Annotated in this window: 9 protein-coding genes and 1 pseudogene; 7 read left to right on the top strand and 3 right to left on the bottom strand. The window is 72.4% G+C overall.

Going from position 1 to position 16,185, the window contains the following annotated elements:
- Position 1: 1 nt before the first annotated feature.
- Both ABZS61_RS03005 and ABZS61_RS03000 read right to left on the bottom strand, forming a co-directional pair.
- Positions 2–1,612 carry an ATP-binding protein gene (locus ABZS61_RS03005; protein ID WP_356415224.1) on the bottom strand — a complete coding sequence of 537 codons (1,611 nt, stop codon included), beginning with the start codon at positions 1,610–1,612 and terminating at the stop codon, positions 2–4.
- Positions 1,613–1,649: 37 nt separating this feature from the next.
- Positions 1,650–1,844, bottom strand: coding sequence for a hypothetical protein (locus ABZS61_RS03000; protein WP_014044751.1), 195 nt, complete (start codon positions 1,842–1,844; stop codon positions 1,650–1,652).
- 317 nt (positions 1,845–2,161) lie between these two features.
- Between ABZS61_RS03000 and ABZS61_RS02995 the strand changes: the two genes are divergently transcribed.
- The 7 genes and pseudogenes from ABZS61_RS02995 to ABZS61_RS02965 all read left to right on the top strand — a co-directional run bounded on the left by ABZS61_RS02995 (position 2,162) and on the right by ABZS61_RS02965 (position 15,597).
- Positions 2,162–2,554 (top strand): ankyrin repeat domain-containing protein, encoded by a 393-nt coding sequence (locus ABZS61_RS02995; protein WP_356415221.1) that lies wholly within the window; start codon positions 2,162–2,164, stop codon positions 2,552–2,554.
- Positions 2,555–2,793: 239 nt separating this feature from the next.
- A complete protein-coding gene (locus tag ABZS61_RS02990) occupies positions 2,794–4,212 on the top strand; it encodes a HEAT repeat domain-containing protein (RefSeq protein WP_356415218.1) in 1,419 nt (472 codons plus the stop codon).
- A 135-nt stretch (positions 4,213–4,347) separates the two neighbouring features.
- Positions 4,348–4,479, top strand: a pseudogene (locus ABZS61_RS02985) (glycosyl transferase); the annotation flags it as partial.
- A gap of 80 nt (positions 4,480–4,559) precedes the next feature.
- A complete protein-coding gene (locus tag ABZS61_RS02980; protein ID WP_356415215.1) occupies positions 4,560–8,207 on the top strand; it encodes a hydantoinase B/oxoprolinase family protein in 3,648 nt (1,215 codons plus the stop codon).
- Between the two features lie 18 nt (positions 8,208–8,225).
- A complete protein-coding gene (locus ABZS61_RS02975; protein ID WP_356415212.1) occupies positions 8,226–9,752 on the top strand; it encodes a hypothetical protein in 1,527 nt (508 codons plus the stop codon).
- Between the two features lie 130 nt (positions 9,753–9,882).
- The gene (locus ABZS61_RS02970; RefSeq protein WP_356415209.1) at positions 9,883–10,794 is read left to right on the top strand and encodes a hypothetical protein; all 912 of its coding nucleotides are present in this window, start codon (positions 9,883–9,885) and stop codon (positions 10,792–10,794) included.
- Between the two features lie 93 nt (positions 10,795–10,887).
- Positions 10,888–15,597, top strand: coding sequence for a hypothetical protein (locus ABZS61_RS02965; protein ID WP_356415206.1), 4,710 nt, complete (start codon positions 10,888–10,890; stop codon positions 15,595–15,597).
- 113 nt (positions 15,598–15,710) lie between these two features.
- Here ABZS61_RS02965 and ABZS61_RS02960 read toward each other — a convergent pair whose 3' ends face one another.
- On the bottom strand, positions 15,711–16,142 hold the full coding sequence (locus tag ABZS61_RS02960) for a hypothetical protein (protein ID WP_356416374.1): 432 nt from the start codon (positions 16,140–16,142) through the stop codon (positions 15,711–15,713).
- Positions 16,143–16,185 lie beyond the last annotated feature (43 nt).

The raw sequence follows: 16,185 nt of genomic DNA, 5'->3' as shown, positions 1-16,185 counted from the left end.
TTCACCCCTCGGCAGCAGCCGGCGCCGTGATCAGCGGATCCGGGTGTGCCGGTACGGGGACCGGCTCGGCGACTTCCGCAGCCGGTGGGGCCTGCTCCACCGGAGTCTGCCCACCCGGCAGCAGGTCGAGCACGGCCTGCCGGTGCGCCTCGCTCGTCGCGCCGTCGAACGGGTCGGGTGTCGCCGGGACCTGGAGCCGCAGGACCGGGCCGGTGCCCAGTCGTGCGTACCCGCGGCCCGGCGGCACGTCCGCGGTCGGGGTGGTGTGGGGCTGGGCGCCGAGCACGGACTCGACCTGCTCGTGCGTGGCGGGGCCGAGGACGGCGCGGGCCCGGGTGTGGGTCCGTACGGTCTCGGTGAGTGCGTCCACGCTGTCGAACTGGTCCGCCACGACGACCGTCACGCCGGCCGCACGGCCGTGTCGCAGCGGTACCTGGAGCAGCTCCTGCGGATCGGGCCTGCCGTCGGCCGCCGCCAGGTGCCCGAGCGCGCTCGGGCGGTCCAGCAGGATCCAGAGAGGGCGCTTGATGTCCTCGGGTTCGGGGTGGCCGGCCTGGCGCGCCCGGTTCGCCGCGATGAGCCGCCGCTCCGTTTCGTGCGCGGCCCATTCGAGGGTTGCCAGGGACCCGGCCAGACCGCACTCGACGGCGAGGACTCCGGGGCGCCCTGCCAGGCAGCCGTACTCGCCGGTTCCGCTGCCTTCGACGACGAGGACGTCACCGTGCTGGAGGGCCTGCAGCGCGATGGACCGCAGGAGCGTCGTCGTGCCGCTGCCGGGATGCCCGACAACGAGCAGATGCGGTTCCGTGGAACGGGCCCCGGTCCGCCAGACCACCGGAGACGCGTCCCGGGTCGTCTCGCCGTCCACCACCGGCACGGTGCGCCGCACCGCGTCGGCGTCGGTGAAGCCCAGCACCGTCTCACCGGGGCCGGTGACGAAGCGCTGGGCGGCGATGGTGGTGGGCAGCGCTTCGAGCACGGTCATGAGGAGGTGGTTGTTCTCCTCGTCCCAGACGAAGTGGTACTCGCGGCCCCGGCCCGACTTGGCGTGGAGGACCTGCTCGATGCGGGTCCGGGAAGCCGCTTCGCCGTCCGTGAAGTACGCCGGGTAGCTCACCTGGAGACGGGTGAGGCGGCCGTTGCCGTCGAACGCGAACGAGGACGCGAAGGCCTTCTCCCAGTCGCCGCCGTGGGCGTACAGCGGACTGGGGTCGTCGGCCACCGAGAAGTGGGGCACCAGCGCTTCGTACAGCGCCTGCAGCCGTGCCGTCTCCGTGTCGTCGGGACCGGTCTTCACCGGATTGCGGTCCCGTCCCTTCCACGCGGCGGCGCCCATCACCGAGATCAGGGCCAGCAGGGGCCCGTACGGAATGAGCGCCACCACCAGGACGCAGGCCGCGACGAGGAACAGGCCTTGCCCGCGCCTGTCCTTGGGCGTCGCGGCCCACTTCTGCCGTCCTGCTCCGGCCAGCAGCCGCAGACCACGGGTGACCGTGATCAGCGGATGGAGGACGTCGGTGGCGTTGTCGGCGGCCGTGCGCGCGAACTCGCGACTGCGAGTGATCGAAGCGCTGCCGCTGCTCAGAATGCGGGGGAGTGGTCGCCGGGCCACGTCGGTCTCCTGAAGAGGTGGGAGCGGGAGGGGAGCGTCAGAACTTGATCCCGCCCAGCATGCTGGCGAGGCTCGCGCCGCCTGCTGTGATGCTGGGCGCGATGGCGGTGCCGGCCAGGTAGAAGCCGAACAGGGCGCAGATGAGGGCGTGGGATGCCTTGAGCCCGTCCTTCTTGAAGAACAGGAAGACGATGATGCCGAGCAGTACCACGCCCGAGATGGAGAGGATCATGAGCAGTTCTCCTGGTTGAAGGGGACAGTCACCATGAGTACTTCCAGGATCACAAGATGTATCTATACGATAAAAGGTGCAATTGGGTGAAAGGGTAAGGTTTTCACTCGATCGGCGGGCGAAAAGTGGTTGTCCGAGCGGGACGGTCCGGAGATCGCGCCGAAAAGGTCGCCACTCGTTGTGATCTTTTGCCGCATCCGGGCACGCTCATGTCGGCACCGGAGCAGTACCCTGTCGATTCACTCGTACGGCCCCCCGCCGTACTCCCCCACCAGGTCGGCAACGGCGACCAACGGCTATGGAAGGCGGTCCGTCCGATGAGCGAAACCCCCGATCCCGAGGTGGTCGAGCTGGCCACCAAGGTCTTCGCTCTCGCTCGCCAGGGGGAGGCCGACTCGCTCGCCGCCTACGTCGATGCCGGTGTCCCCGCGAACCTCACCAACGACCGGGGCGACTCCTTGCTGATGCTCGCCGCGTACCACGGGCACGCCGCGGCCGTCACGGCCCTCGCCGGCCGTGGCGCCGACCCGGACCGCGCCAACGACCGGGGGCAGACCCCGCTCGCCGGAGCGGTCTTCAAGGGGGAGCGCACCGTGATCGACGCACTGCTCGCCGCGGGAGCCGATCCGGCCGCCGGGACGCCGTCCGCGGTGGACACCGCACGCATGTTCGGCAAGGGCGACCTGCTGGAACTCTTCGGTGCTCGCTGAGACACCGCCCGGACCGCCGGCTGACCGGTGCGTCGTAAATGTGGTCGCGTCGGCGAAATGGCTGGGTCATCATGACGTCGCGGGTCCGCTCAGGACCACCGACGAGAGGCAGAGGAAGATGAGCACCAGGCAGAAGACGGCGGTCGGCCGATCATGTTGCTGCGCGGCCTAGTGCCTCCCAGGCACTTGGAACAGCACAGTCCCGGTTGCGTCGACAGCTTGATGTGAGGCTTTCCCCTATGTTCGATCCATTCATAGCGCCGAGCGGCACCCTGCTCGGCCTGTTGCAGAGGGGCCGCGGCGACGGCACGCTCCACGCACTCGCCGCACCACGCCCCGAGGCTCTCGCGGCCCTCAACCACTGTGTCCTGAGCGATCCGCGTCACGACTGGCAGGTCGAGAACCGCTCCCTCTACTACGCACGCCTGTACCTCGATCTCGACGGCGGCATCGAGGAGATCGAGCGGCACCTGTGGGACCCCGAGGACCAGCTCGACACCGAGGACTCACGCACGGGCCTGGCGCTCTCCGTACTCGGCCACCTCGCCTCCTACGGACGCGACGACGCCCTCGCGCTGCTCCGGCGCTACGCGGCCACCGGCGCCAACTGGGCCTGGGCACTCGACGAGCTCGCCCTGCGCGACGACGACGCCGGACTGCGCTCACTCGCCGCACCCGTACTCGGCCGGTTCCCCGCCACCCCGGAAGGTACCGCCGAGCTGGCCGCCGCCGTACGGGACGCCTTCGAGCCGCGGCCCTGGCGGCTGTGGGCCGACGACCCCCGCGAAGCCGTCGGAGCCCGCGTCCGGGCCGCGACCGAACAGGGCTCGTTCGACCGGTGGCAGCGGCAGATGCGGCCCGGCGGCCCCCGCCCCGGCTGGAGTGTCCAGGCCGTCTTCGACTGGGCCCAGGAGGGGCTGGAGCGCGGCAGCGTGCTCCACGTGCCCGCAGCCCGCTGCCTCTCCGCCGTCGCGGGCCCCGAGGACCGGCCGCTGATCGTCGAGGCCGCCCGCAGCGGCTCCGACGGCGCACGCTGTGCGGCCCTGCACTACCTCGTCGAGGCCCAGGACCCGGCCGTGCTCGACCTGATCGAGCAGGCAGCCCTCAGCCCCTCATCCGTCGTCGCCGAAGCCGCCGTGGCCGCGTTCGAGCGCATGTGCGGCGACGCGGCGGTGAACCGTGCCCGGCGCTGGGCGCACCGGCCCGACGCCCTCGGATCGTCGGCGGCCGGAGTGCTCGCCTGCCGCGGCGGCGGCGAGGACGCCCCGCTCGTCCTCGCCGCGCTGCGCGAGGCCGTCCGGGGAGACGGCCCCGATGCCCAGCGCCTGTGGACCCTCGTCGACGGTACGGGCCGCCTCGGCATCGCCTGCGCCGCCCCGGTACTGCGCCACGTCTACCGGGAGACGTCCTCCTCGCACCTACGAGGACGGGCAGCCCGCGCCCTGGCCGCCACCGACCCCTCCTTCGCCACCGGCTTCGCGGTCGAATGCCTCTGGGACTGCGAGGAGACGACCCGGGAACTCGCCGCACTCCACGCGGAGACCGGGGACATCAGGGTCGCCGAACGCCTGCGGCGGCTGGCCGCCGACCCGGCCGAGGAAGCCGAGGTACAGACGGCGGTACGCAGCCGGATCGGACCGGACGCTCCCGCGGTCTGACCCGGGGCGCGGGGTACCGCGCCGAACCCGGGATGCCGCGTGCCGGGGGCACGCGGCGCACAAGCTCGTAGGACGTTCCCCGGGCGGAAAGATCCAAGTCGGCGGAGCCACGCCCGGCGCGGCGACAACACGGGTATGGGTGTCGTCATCGTCAACAAGCCCTTCCCGCCCGACGTCAACGGTGTGACCCACCGCACCCTGCAGACCGCACGGCATCTCGCAGCCCGCGGCCACGAACCGCTCGTCATCGCCCAGGCAGCAGCCGGAACAACGTCCTCCGCAGTCTCCGCCGACATCACGCACGCGCCGTCCCTGCGTGTGGTCGTCCCCCGCGCCAGAATGGAGGGATGACCGGACGCTGGGAGTTCTGGATCGACCGTGGAGGCACCTTCACCGACGTGGTGGGACGTGACCCCGACGGACGGCTCGTCTCCCGCAAACTCCTCTCGCACGATCCGGACCGCTACCGCGACGCGGCCGTGGCCGGAATCAGGCAGCTGCTCGGTCTCGGCCCCCGCGACCCGGTTCCCGCCGACCGGGTCGCGGGCGTCAAGATGGGCACCACCGTCGCCACGAACGCGCTCCTGGAACGCCGGGGCGAGCCGACCGTCCTGGTCATCACGGAAGGCTTCCGGGACGCCCTGCGGATCGCGTACCAGAACCGGCCGCGCCTCTTCGACCGGCACATCGTGCTTCCCGAGGCCGTGTACGACCGGGTGATCGAGGTCCCCGAGCGGATCGACGCCGGGGGCAGGATCGTGAGACCCCTCGACCGCCCCGCGGTGGCCGAGCAGCTGAAGGCGGCCCGGGACGACGGAATCCTGAGCGCGGCGGTCGTACTCATGCACGGCTATCGCCACCCGGACCACGAGACCGCCGTCGCGGCGGCAGCCCGGGAAGCGGGCTTCACCCAGATCAGCTGCTCGCACGAAGTCAGCCCGCTGATCAAGCTGGTGCCACGGGGCGACACCACCGTCGTCGACGCCTACCTCTCGCCGATCCTGCGCCGGTACGTCGACGAGGTCGCCGGCGAACTGAGGGGGATCCGCCTCATGTTCATGCAGTCCAACGGCGGACTGCGTGAGGCCGAGCACTTCCGGGGCAAGGACGCCGTGCTCTCCGGCCCCGCCGGCGGCGTCGTCGGCATGGTCCGCACGTCCGAGCAGGCGGGACACGACCGGGTCATCGGATTCGACATGGGAGGCACCTCCACCGACGTCTCGCACTACGCGGGCGAGTTCGAGCGGGAGTTCGGCACCCAGGTGGCAGGGGTGCGGATGCGCGCACCCATGATGAGCATCAACACCGTCGCCGCGGGCGGCGGATCGGTGCTGCACTTCGACGGGCGGCGCTACCGGGTCGGCCCCGACTCCGCGGGCGCCGACCCCGGCCCCGCCTGCTACCGCAGGGGCGGGCCGCTCACCGTCACCGACGCCAACGTGATGCTCGGCCGGGTCCAGGGAGCGTACTTCCCGGCCGTCTTCGGACCGGCCGGCGACCAGCCGCTCGACGAGACCGTTGTGCGTGAGCGCTTCGACGCGCTCGCCGAGAGGGCCGCATCCGTCACGGGGCGGCCCCGGAGCGCGGCGGAGGCCGCCTCGGGCTTCCTGGAGATCGCCGTACTGAACATGGCGAACGCCGTCAAGAAGATCTCCGTCCAGCGGGGCCACGACATCACCCGGTACGCGCTCACGACGTTCGGCGGAGCCGGCGGCCAGCACGCCTGCGCCGTCGCCGACGCCCTGGGGATCGACACCGTCCTCGTGCCGCCGCTCGCCGGGGTCCTCTCCGCATACGGCATCGGTCTGGCCGATGCCACCGCGATGCGCGAACAGTCGGTCGAAGCCGAACTGGACGAGGAGACCGGGGCCGGGGTGGACGACATCTGCGAAGAGCTTGCCGAGCGCACCCGCGCCGAGCTCCGGGCGGAAGCCATCCCCGACCGGGCCATCGGCACCCGGGCGCGGGTCCTCCTGCGCTACTCCGGCACGGACGCGAGCCTGCCCGTCGCCCTCGGCACGGTGCCCGCCATGACGGAGGAGTTCACAGCCGCCCACCGGACCCGCTACGGATTCACCATGGACAAGCCCCTGGTCGTCGAGGCCGTCTCGGTGGAGGCGACCGCGGCAGCCGGACCGCACGTCCCCCACCGTCTCTCCTCGGCCGCTCGCGAGCACGCGCTGCAACCGCTCGAGAACGTGAGGATGTTCACCGAAGGCCGATGGCAGGACACCGCGCTGTACCGCCGGGCCGACCTGCACCTGTCGGACACCGTGACCGGTCCGGCCATCGTCGCCGAGGACGACTCCACCACCGTCGTCGACCCGGGCTGGCAGGCCACGGCGGACGCGGCCGGGCACCTCGTACTGACCCGGTCACGCCCCAGGCCCGAGAGGACTGCCGTCGGCACCCGGGTGGACCCGGTGATGCTGGAGGTGTTCAACAACCTCTTCATGTCGATCGCCGAACAGATGGGCGTAAGGCTGGAGAACACCGCCCACTCCGTCAACATCAAGGAGCGTCTGGACTTCTCGTGCGCGCTGTTCGACGAGGACGGCAACCTCGTGGCCAACGCACCGCACATCCCGGTGCACCTGGGCTCGATGGGGGAGTCCATCAAGGAGGTACTGCGGCGCAACCGGAACTCCTTGCGCCCCGGTGACGTGTACGCCATCAACGATCCGTACCACGGCGGTACGCACCTGCCCGACGTCACCGTCGTGACGCCCGTGTTCGACGAGGAGGACGGCCCGGAGCCCCGGCTGCGCTTCCTGGTGGCGTCACGCGGACACCACGCCGAGATCGGCGGCATCACCCCCGGGTCCATGCCCGCCTTCAGCCGTACGATCCACGAGGAGGGCGTCCTGTTCGACAACTGGCTGCTCGTGCGCGACGGAAGGCTCCGGGAGGCGGAGACCCGGGAGCTGCTCACGACCGCCGCCTACCCCTCTCGGGACCCGGACACCAACCTCGCCGACCTGCGTGCCCAGATCGCGGCCAACGAGAAGGGCATCGCGGAACTGCGCCGCATGACCCACCAGTTCGGGCACGACGTCGTCTCGGCGTACATGGGCCATGTCCAGGACAACGCGGAGGAGTCCGTGCGCCGGATCGTCGCCGGGCTGCACGACGGCTCCTGCCGCTACGAGACCGACAACGGTGCCGTCATCGAGGTGGCCGTGACGGTGGACCGCGAGGCCCGCACCGCCGTCCTCGACTTCACCGGCACCTCCCCGCAGCAGCCCGGAAACTTCAACGCCCCGACGTCCGTGGTCATGGCCGCCGTCCTGTACGTCTTCAGGACCCTGATCGAGGACGACATCCCCCTCAACGCCGGCTGCCTCGAACCCCTGGAGGTACGCGTCCCGGAGGGGTCCATGCTGGCGCCGGTCCACCCGGCGGCGACCGTCGCGGGCAACGTGGAGACCTCCCAGGCCGTGACCGGTGCCCTCTACGCGGCACTGGGCGTCCAGGCCGAGGGGTCGGGCACGATGAACAACCTCACCTTCGGCAACGACCGCGTCCAGTACTACGAGACGGTCGCCAGCGGGTCGGGCGCGGGTGACGGCTTCGACGGCACCGACGCCGTACAGACCCACATGACCAACTCCCGGCTCACCGACCCCGAGATCCTCGAGTGGCGCTACCCCGTGCTGCTGGAGAGCTTCGGCGTACGGGAGGGCAGCGGCGGCGAGGGCCGGTGGCACGGGGGTTCCGGGGTGGAACGCAGAATCCGCTTCCTCGAGCCCGTGACCGTGGCCCTGCTGTCCGGACACCGCCGCGTGGCCCCGTACGGAATGGCGGGAGGCGGGCCGGGGGCACTGGGCACCCAGCACGTCGAACGGGCCGACGGCACGACCGTCACACCGCTGGACGGCTGCGACACCGCCGAGCTGGACACCGGGGACGTGCTGGTCCTGCGCACACCGGGCGGAGGCGGCTACGGGCCAGGGCAACCGGTCGCTTCTGCGCCGTTTCGACCGTTGTCGGTGTGAGGACCTAATCTGTTCAGCGTGACTTCGCCTGCCTACACCGACACCGCTGCGCCCCAGCTCAGCGCCGGACCGCGGCCCGCCGCGGGCCCCGCCGCCGACGAGGGGCTCTCGCGTCGGCTGCGCGCGCTGGCCTGCACCGCTCCGCTGCACGACCTCGATGTGCGCAAGGCGAATCTCGCCGGCGAGTACACGGTCTACGCGATGGCGGAGGTCGCCCTCGCCGCGATCGACCTGGTCACCCTGAACATGGACTTCGACACGGGCGCCGACCACGACCAGATAGTGGCCAGACTCCTTCCGCGGGTCGGTGCCCAGGCACCCGGCCGCGCCGTCGCCGAGCACGAGCGGGTCGCCCGCTGGGTGCTGGAGAACCTGATCAACGTCGGCAGTGTGGACCGTGGCTTCCGCGCGGTGTACGGCACCTTCGGCCCCGACGGCGTCTACGTCCGCAGGGACTACGACTTCAAGCTCATCGAAGAGGTCCCGGGCCACGGCGGCAGCCTCTACCTCCGTGCCACCGACGAAGCGGTCAACGTACTGGTCGGTGCCCTGGACACGGACGTCACCAGCGCCCAGATCGCCGCCGAGGTGAAGCTGGAGGTCCTCATCAGCCGGGGCCGCCTGGCCGACGCGCAGCTCGCCGCCGAGCAGGCCCGCTACCGCACCGTGCAGTACGCGCAGACACTCCGCAGGACACTGGAGGCGACCCGGCGCAACGTCCGGGCCGTCGACTGGCTCAACGCCGTTCCGGACATGATCACCGAAGCGCTGGACCACGTCGCCGACCGCTACCGCCACGAGAACGCGATTCTCACCAACATCCGCAAGGCCAGGGACGAGGCGGAGGACCCCGAACACAAGCGGCGCGCCGCGGAACTCGTCGACATCGTGAAGGACTGCATCCGCCGCCACACCCAGCTGCAGTCCAGGCTCCTGGAGGCCGGACCGCTCTTCCGCGCCGAGCAGGACCGCCAGGCCTTCGCCGCCCCCACGGCCCGGGTGGGACTCGACCTGTACGGACAGCTCGTCGTCCCCCTTCTGCCGCTCCCCGTCGAACAGGCCACCAGGGCCACCGACGCGTTCTTCACGCACGGGACCGGACTGCGCACCCCCACCTCGGTCCGCATCGGCGATCTCGTCGACATGCTGTTCACACCACCGGTGGAGCGTGAGCACCTGGGCGTGGAAATGCCCGAACCCGACCTCATCGCCACCCCTGACGACAGCCGGTTCAGCGAGGAGCAGCTCGCGAGCGCCATGGAGCTGCTCGACCTCGAGCACGACGCCCCCCGCCGGCTCTCCGGGCTCCTCGCCGAGGCCCGCCTCCGTGACCCGGACCTGCCCTACCTGGTCGCCCTGCTGTCGGTCCATGCGGCGAGTCCGCCGGTCGGCACCGCCTACCGCCAGGGCGAGCGGCGGCTGCTGTTCGCCGTCGACGACGGCACCCGGCTCGACGACCCGGAATTCGGCGGTGCGGACCTGATAGTGGGCATGGCGCTCCTCGATGCCGCCGGCATGGCCGCCGACCGGAAGGAAGCCTCATGAGGGCCCCCGGAACGAAAGCCCCCGGGGCGAGGACACCAGGAACGAAGGTCCCCGGACCGGGCCGGCGGGCGAGGACCCGCACCACCCTGCCGGAACGTGAGCGCAGTACCCGCACCGAGGAGCCACAGCAGTGAGCGAGCAGCACGCCGAGTACACCGACGGGTGGGGCGACCCCTCCACCACGCACACGGCCGACACCGCACCGCCCGCCGCTCCCGCCGCCGTCACCCCTGCCGACGCGGCCGACGCCGCACGGCTCGTCTCCTTCGGACTTCAGCCCAAGCTGATGCCCGCACGCGACGCCGAGTACGCGGAACTACTGCGCCGCTACCGGGAGGAGCCGGCCTTCGCCCGGCTCGCCGACGCGGTCGCCACCGGGCTCGGACTCGTCGTCCTGGAGGTCTCCACCCGGGCGGGCATGGCCGTGACCGCCGACGAGGACTCGGTGTTCGCCGTGCGCATGGGGGACTACGCCCGGCGCGCGTCCTCCGATGCCGCAGACCGCTTCCTCCACGGCCTCGCTCACCTCGCCGTCGCCGCCATGGCCTTTCCCCGGCCCGAGGACCTCGCGGACGACGCCTACATCGGCCGCATCACGGTCAACGGGGTCGACGCCTTCGTCCGCCAGGCCTGCCACCGCCTGGAGGAGCTGGCCGAGGAACGGGGCGACAACACCGACCCGGCATCCGACGCCCCGGGGCTGGAATCCGGGTGGCGGGTCTACGCCCGCCGCAGCGCCACCGGAGCGACGAAGGACGCACGGCGGCTCGCAGGATCCACCACGGGCATCATCGGCAAGGCCGTCGCCTTCCTCACCGACTCGGGCTTCCTCCAGCGCACCGGGGACGACGCGGGCGGCACGTACCGCACCACCGCCCGCTATCAGCTGCAGGTACGCGACATGGCGGGCAACGCGGCCATGACCGAGCTGCTGGAGCTCGGCGTCGTCCCGGTCACGGACGGCTCGGCGACCCTCCTGCCCCCGCCCGACGCCGACAATCCCGAACTGGTCGCCGACGCGGGTCTGCCCTTCCACTCCTGACCCGGCCACGCCCCACCCGCCGCGCCCGGCACCCGTCGGGCCCAGCCTCTTCCGTTGCCCCTCCCGCTGCCTGAACGACGAGAGTCCGCCGCCATGTACGAGTTGTCCCGGGTCCGCCTCTACTCCATCGGGCCTGCCGGTGCGCGCTACGCCGACACCGTGCTCGACCTGCGAGGTGTCGGTCAGCCCGTGCCCACCCCCGCGCCGGCCCAGGCGGAGTTCTTCGAGGACGAGCCGGTGGGCCCGCCGCGCCGCCCCGCACCCGCAGGCGTGCTCTTCCTGGAGAACGGCGGCGGAAAGTCCGTCCTGCTCAAGCTGATCTTCTCGGTCATGCTGCCGGGGCACCGCAACACCCTGGGCGGCGCGAGCTCGGGTGTGCTGCGCAAGTTCCTGCTCGCCGACGACTGCGGGCATGTCGCCCTGGAGTGGCAGCACACGCTCACCGGCGAATGCGTGGTCGTCGGCAAGGTCAGCGAGTGGCGCGGGCGCCAGGTGTCCAACGACCCGCGCAAGTTCGCCGAGGCCTGGTACTCCTTCCGCCCAGGGCCGGGACTGAGCCTCGACAGCCTCCCCGTCGCCGAGGCCACCTCCGTGGGCCGCCCCGCCGAAGGCGTCTCGGGCGCCCGGGGCAGGCGCCGCACCATGAAGGGCTTCCGGGACGCCCTCACGGACGCGGGAAAGTTCTACCAGCACCTCGATGTGCACTGGGAGGAGATCCACGACCGGTGGAACGAGCACCTCGGTGATCTCGGACTCGACCCCGAACTCTTCCGCTACCAGCGCGAGATGAACTCGGACGAGGGCGAGGCAGCCGGTCTGTTCGCCGTCAAGAAGGACTCCGACTTCATCGACCTGCTGCTGCGGGCCGTCACCGACACCCGCGACACGGACGGGCTCGCCGACCTTGTCAGCGGCTTCGGCAACAAGCTGGGCCGCCGCGCCGAACTCACCGCCGAGCGCGACTTCACCGCAGGATCCGTCGACCTGCTGGGCCGGATCGTCGAGGCCACCGCGACCAGGGCCCGCAGCCGCGACATCCACGCCGGTGCCGAGCGCCGCACCCGCACCCTCGCCCGCAGGCTGTCCACCCGCGCCGCCGAGGAGCGGGGCCGCACCACGGAGCTCGCCGAGCAGGTCACCGCAGCCGCCCACACCGTCACAGCGGCGGAAGCCACCCGCGACAACCGGGATCTGATCGCGGCGGAGCTGGCCTACCGGCACGCCTCACTGGCCCTGGCAGCAGCGGAGAAGGGTGCGGCGGCCCAGCGCCGCGAGCTGGGCGACGCGCGTACGCTGCACGCCGCCTGGCAGGCAGCCGAGGCGGTCCTGCGCCATCGCGCGGCCGCCGACCGCTCCGCCCGTGTCGCCGTGGCCATCCGGGAGGCGGAACGGGACGCCGCCCCGGCCCTCGCCGCACGCGCCACAGCTGCCGCCGACCTGGTGCGCGCCCTGCACACGGCAGCCGAGGCGGGCGAGAGCGTCGCCAACGAGGAGGAGGAGCGCTCCGCCACCCTCCAGGCCACCGGCGAGACGGCTCACCGCGATGCCACCACGGCCGCCACGGAGGCGCAGCGCGCCCGCAGTGAGGCCGGGCACCTGCGCCAGCGTCTCGCGGAGGTCGAACAGGAGACGGCCGAAGCCGTACGGGCGGGCTGGCTCGACAACACCGCCCCGGATGCCGACCCGGCCCGCGCCGCGCTCGCCGCGAGCGATGCCGAACAGTCCGCCGTCGCCGCCTGGGACACCGCCAGGGAGGCAGCCCGGGCCACGGCCGACCACGCCAGGGAGGCGGCGGCGGCCGAGAGCCGCGCCGAACTCGCCGCGGCCCGGGCCGCGGACGGCGCACAGGCCGCCGAACAGTCGTACGAGGCCGAGCGCAGGGCCGCCGAGTCGATCGCGGCGGACCCCCGCCTCGCCGACCTGCTGGGACTGCAGACGACGAGCGGCACCGGCGTGCCCCGCCCCCGCCGGGGCGCCGCAGAACCGGAGGGGGAGGGCGCCCCCGGGGCCGACGGACCCCGGGACGCGCAGTCCCTCAGCGCCGAGGAGTTCGACAGCAGCGCCGACGAACTGCGCGAGCTCCTCGACCAGGGCGTCGCCTCCGCCGAGCGCAGGCTCTTCGACCTGCGCACCGCCGCAGCCGACGACGCGCGCATCCTGAGCGCGCTGGGCGACGGAGGACTGCTCCCGCCCGGCCCCGACGTCCTGGCCACCGTCGAGTACCTCGGTGAACACGGCATTCCCGCCCTGCCCGGCTGGCGCTACCTCGCCCAGGCCGTCGACCCCGCCGATCATGCAGCGGTGCTCTCCGCCCGCCCCGAGCTCGTCGACGGCGTCGTCATCACCGACCCGGACGCCCACGCCCGCGCCCGGGAAGTGCTCGGCACAGCGGCCCTGCTGCCCCGCTCGGCCGTTGCGGTCGGTACCACCGCGGCACTTCTCGCACCCGTGCCGGCGCCCGGCGCGGGCGGCACGGACGAGGTCTTCCTCGTCCCGCCGAACCCGGCCATGCACGACGAGCACGCGGCGGACGAGGAACGGCAGGCACTCAGGACCCGGGCCGCAGCCCGCGACGAGGACATCAGGATCCTGGCGGCGCGGCTCACCGCCGACCGCTCCCTCGCCGCCCGTATCGGCTCGTGGCGCTCCGACTGCCCGCCCGGCATGCTCGGCGAGCTCGGCGAAGCGGCCCGCACCGCGCGCACCGCCGCCGAGACGGCCGAGGCCGTACGCACCGAGGCCCGCACCGTCCGCGCCGAGGCCGACGAAGCCGCGGCCGACGCCGCGCGTGTCCGCGACGAGCGGCAGGAGACCGCCCAGCGCGCCCGCCGTGCTGCCGACGCGCTCGCCGGCCTGGCCCACCGTCTGCGCGAGCGGTCGGCCTGGCAGGCACGGCTCCGTGAACTGACCGACGAAGCAGCCGAATCCGAAGCGCGGGCCACCGTCTGCCTGGAGCGGGCGCGCGCCGCTGACGAGGACCGCAGGGCCGCCCAGCGCGCCGCGGACGACGCCCGGCGCACCGCCCGCGCCCTGCGCGCCGAACGCGCCGAGATCGCCGGCGCCCCCGAAACCCTCCCCGAGCAGGCCGCCGGCACCGCCCGCACCTCGCTCCCCGCCCTGCGCGAGGCGTACCGGGCCGCCTCCCAGCTGTACGAGAAGGTGGGCGTCGGCGCCGACCTGCGCGCCGAACAGGCCCGCGCCGAGAGCGACGAGAGTGCCGCCGTCGCAGAGCTCGACCGCCTGTCGAACAAGGTCCGTACCCGTGCCGCCCAGCTCCTCGAAGGCACCGACGGCGCCGACGGGCCCTCGCGGCAGGCAGCGGCCGCCCGTGCCGAGTCCCTCGTCCAGATCCTGGAGACCAGGGCATCCACGGCCAGCGAGCAACTCGGCAGGCTGCGGGGCGAGGCGGAACGGCTCGCCCCGGCCGACGACGAGGCACGCCACACCGAGCTCTCCGCGGACCTTTCCCCGGTCGACGCGGAACAGGCCCAGGGCCTGTTCCGCACGGCAACGGCCGAACTGGCCTCCGCCACCGCGGCTCTGGACACCGCCCGAGCTGCCCATGCCGAACTGCTGCGCGCCCACCGCAGCGCGGAGGACTCGGCGAGCGGCTTCGACGAGACGGCGGCGCTCCTGCGCGACCTGCTCAGGGACCACGGCGCGGACGACGAGGGCGACGCCCCCGGCCCGTACCCCGGCACCCTCGAGGAGGCCAGACAGTCCGCCGCCGAGGCCCGGCGCTCACTGCGCGGTTGCGCCACCGACCTGTCGGCGGCCGAGAGTTCCGTACGGGAAGCGAGCGACGTGCTCGTCCGGCATGCCAACTCCACCCGCTACGAACAGGTCCGCACGCCCGCCCGGCAGCAGATCCGTGAGCTACCGGCCGTCGCCCTTCCCGACCACGCGGAGAAGTGGGCCGCCGCCTTCGCCCCCCGGCTGCGGGTGCTCACCGACGAGCTCGCCCAACTGGAACGCAACCGCGACTCCATCGTCGACCGGCTCCGCGGTCTCGTGGACTCCGCCCTCACGACCCTTCGCTCCGCACAGCGTCTCTCCCAGCTTCCCGAGGGGCTCGGGGAGTGGTCCGGCCAGGAGTTCCTCCGGATCCGCTTCGAGGAACCCGACCAGGCCACCCTCAGCGAACGGCTCGGAGAGGTCATCGACGAAGCCACGCACGCCGCGCTCAAGAAGAACTCCGACCTGCGCCGGGACGGCATGTCCCTGCTGCTGCGGGGAGTCCAGGCGGCGCTGCGGCCCAAGGGCATCGCCGTGGAGATCCTCAAGCCGGACGCGGTGCTGCGCGCCGAGCGGGTCCCGGTCGGGCAGATGGGCGATGTCTTCTCAGGTGGTCAGCTGCTGACCGCGGCGATCGCCCTGTACTGCACGATGGCGGCCCTGCGCAGCAACGACCGGGGCCGCGACCGCCATCGCCACGCGGGCACCCTCTTCCTCGACAATCCCATCGGTCGGGCCAACGCCACCTATCTGCTGGAACTCCAGCGGGCCGTCTCCGACGCCCTGGGGGTTCAGCTCCTGTACACGACCGGCTTGTTCGACACCACGGCGCTGGCCGAATTCCCGCTGGTCATCCGGCTCCGCAACGACGCGGACCTGCGTGCGGGCCTGAAGTACATCAGTGTGGAGGAGCACCTGAGGCCGGGGCTGCCGCAGCAGGACCCGGCGGGGGAGACCGTCCACGGAGAGATCACAGCGACCCGCATGTTCAAGCGCAGCGAGCAGACGCCGAACGCCCCGGCCGGGGCACCGGTTCCGGAGATGAGGTCGGAGTCGACCCTTCGCTAGGGGCTGTCCCGCCCCGGGCCCCTCCACCGTCCGGGCGTCACCGGATCGCACGGGTCGGCGCGCCGGAGCACAGGCCCTGGATCGCACGGGTCGGCGCGCCGGAGCACAGGTGGTCAGGCCCTGGAGAGCCCGCCTGCGCCCCGGCGTCGTATCCGGGTGGCCTTGCGCGTCTGAGCCCTGGCCGTCCGCCGGGCGCGGCGCCGCTCACGCCGCATGCGACGCGCGGTGCTGCTCGGCACGGACACCACACCGTTGCGCTGGTTCCACACCTGCCGGGTCACCCACACATCCAGCACCGACCATGTCGCGACGACCGTGCTCCCCACACTGCTGAGCACCATCGGGAAGGCGAACCACGATCCGGAGAGGGTGCACAGGAAGGCCACCATGGCCTGAATGATCGTCAGCGACGCTATGAGGACGGCACGCACAGCGGCCGTCCGCACCGGATCAGGCATCCGCCGCCGCAGCGCGGGTTCCTCGACCCACAGCTGCTGCCGCGGAACCCTTGCCGGCCCGGTCGCCTCCGCAGCCGACACCGTGATCCGACGTTCTTCCGTGTCCAAGGACCTTCAACTCCCCACCGCT

The sequence above is a fragment of the Streptomyces sp. NPDC005566 genome, from assembly GCF_040605575.1.
In the GTDB taxonomy this organism is placed as follows: domain Bacteria; phylum Actinomycetota; class Actinomycetes; order Streptomycetales; family Streptomycetaceae; genus Streptomyces.
Note: the sequence above shows the minus strand (reverse complement) of the source record. Positions and strands in the feature narration are given on the sequence as shown.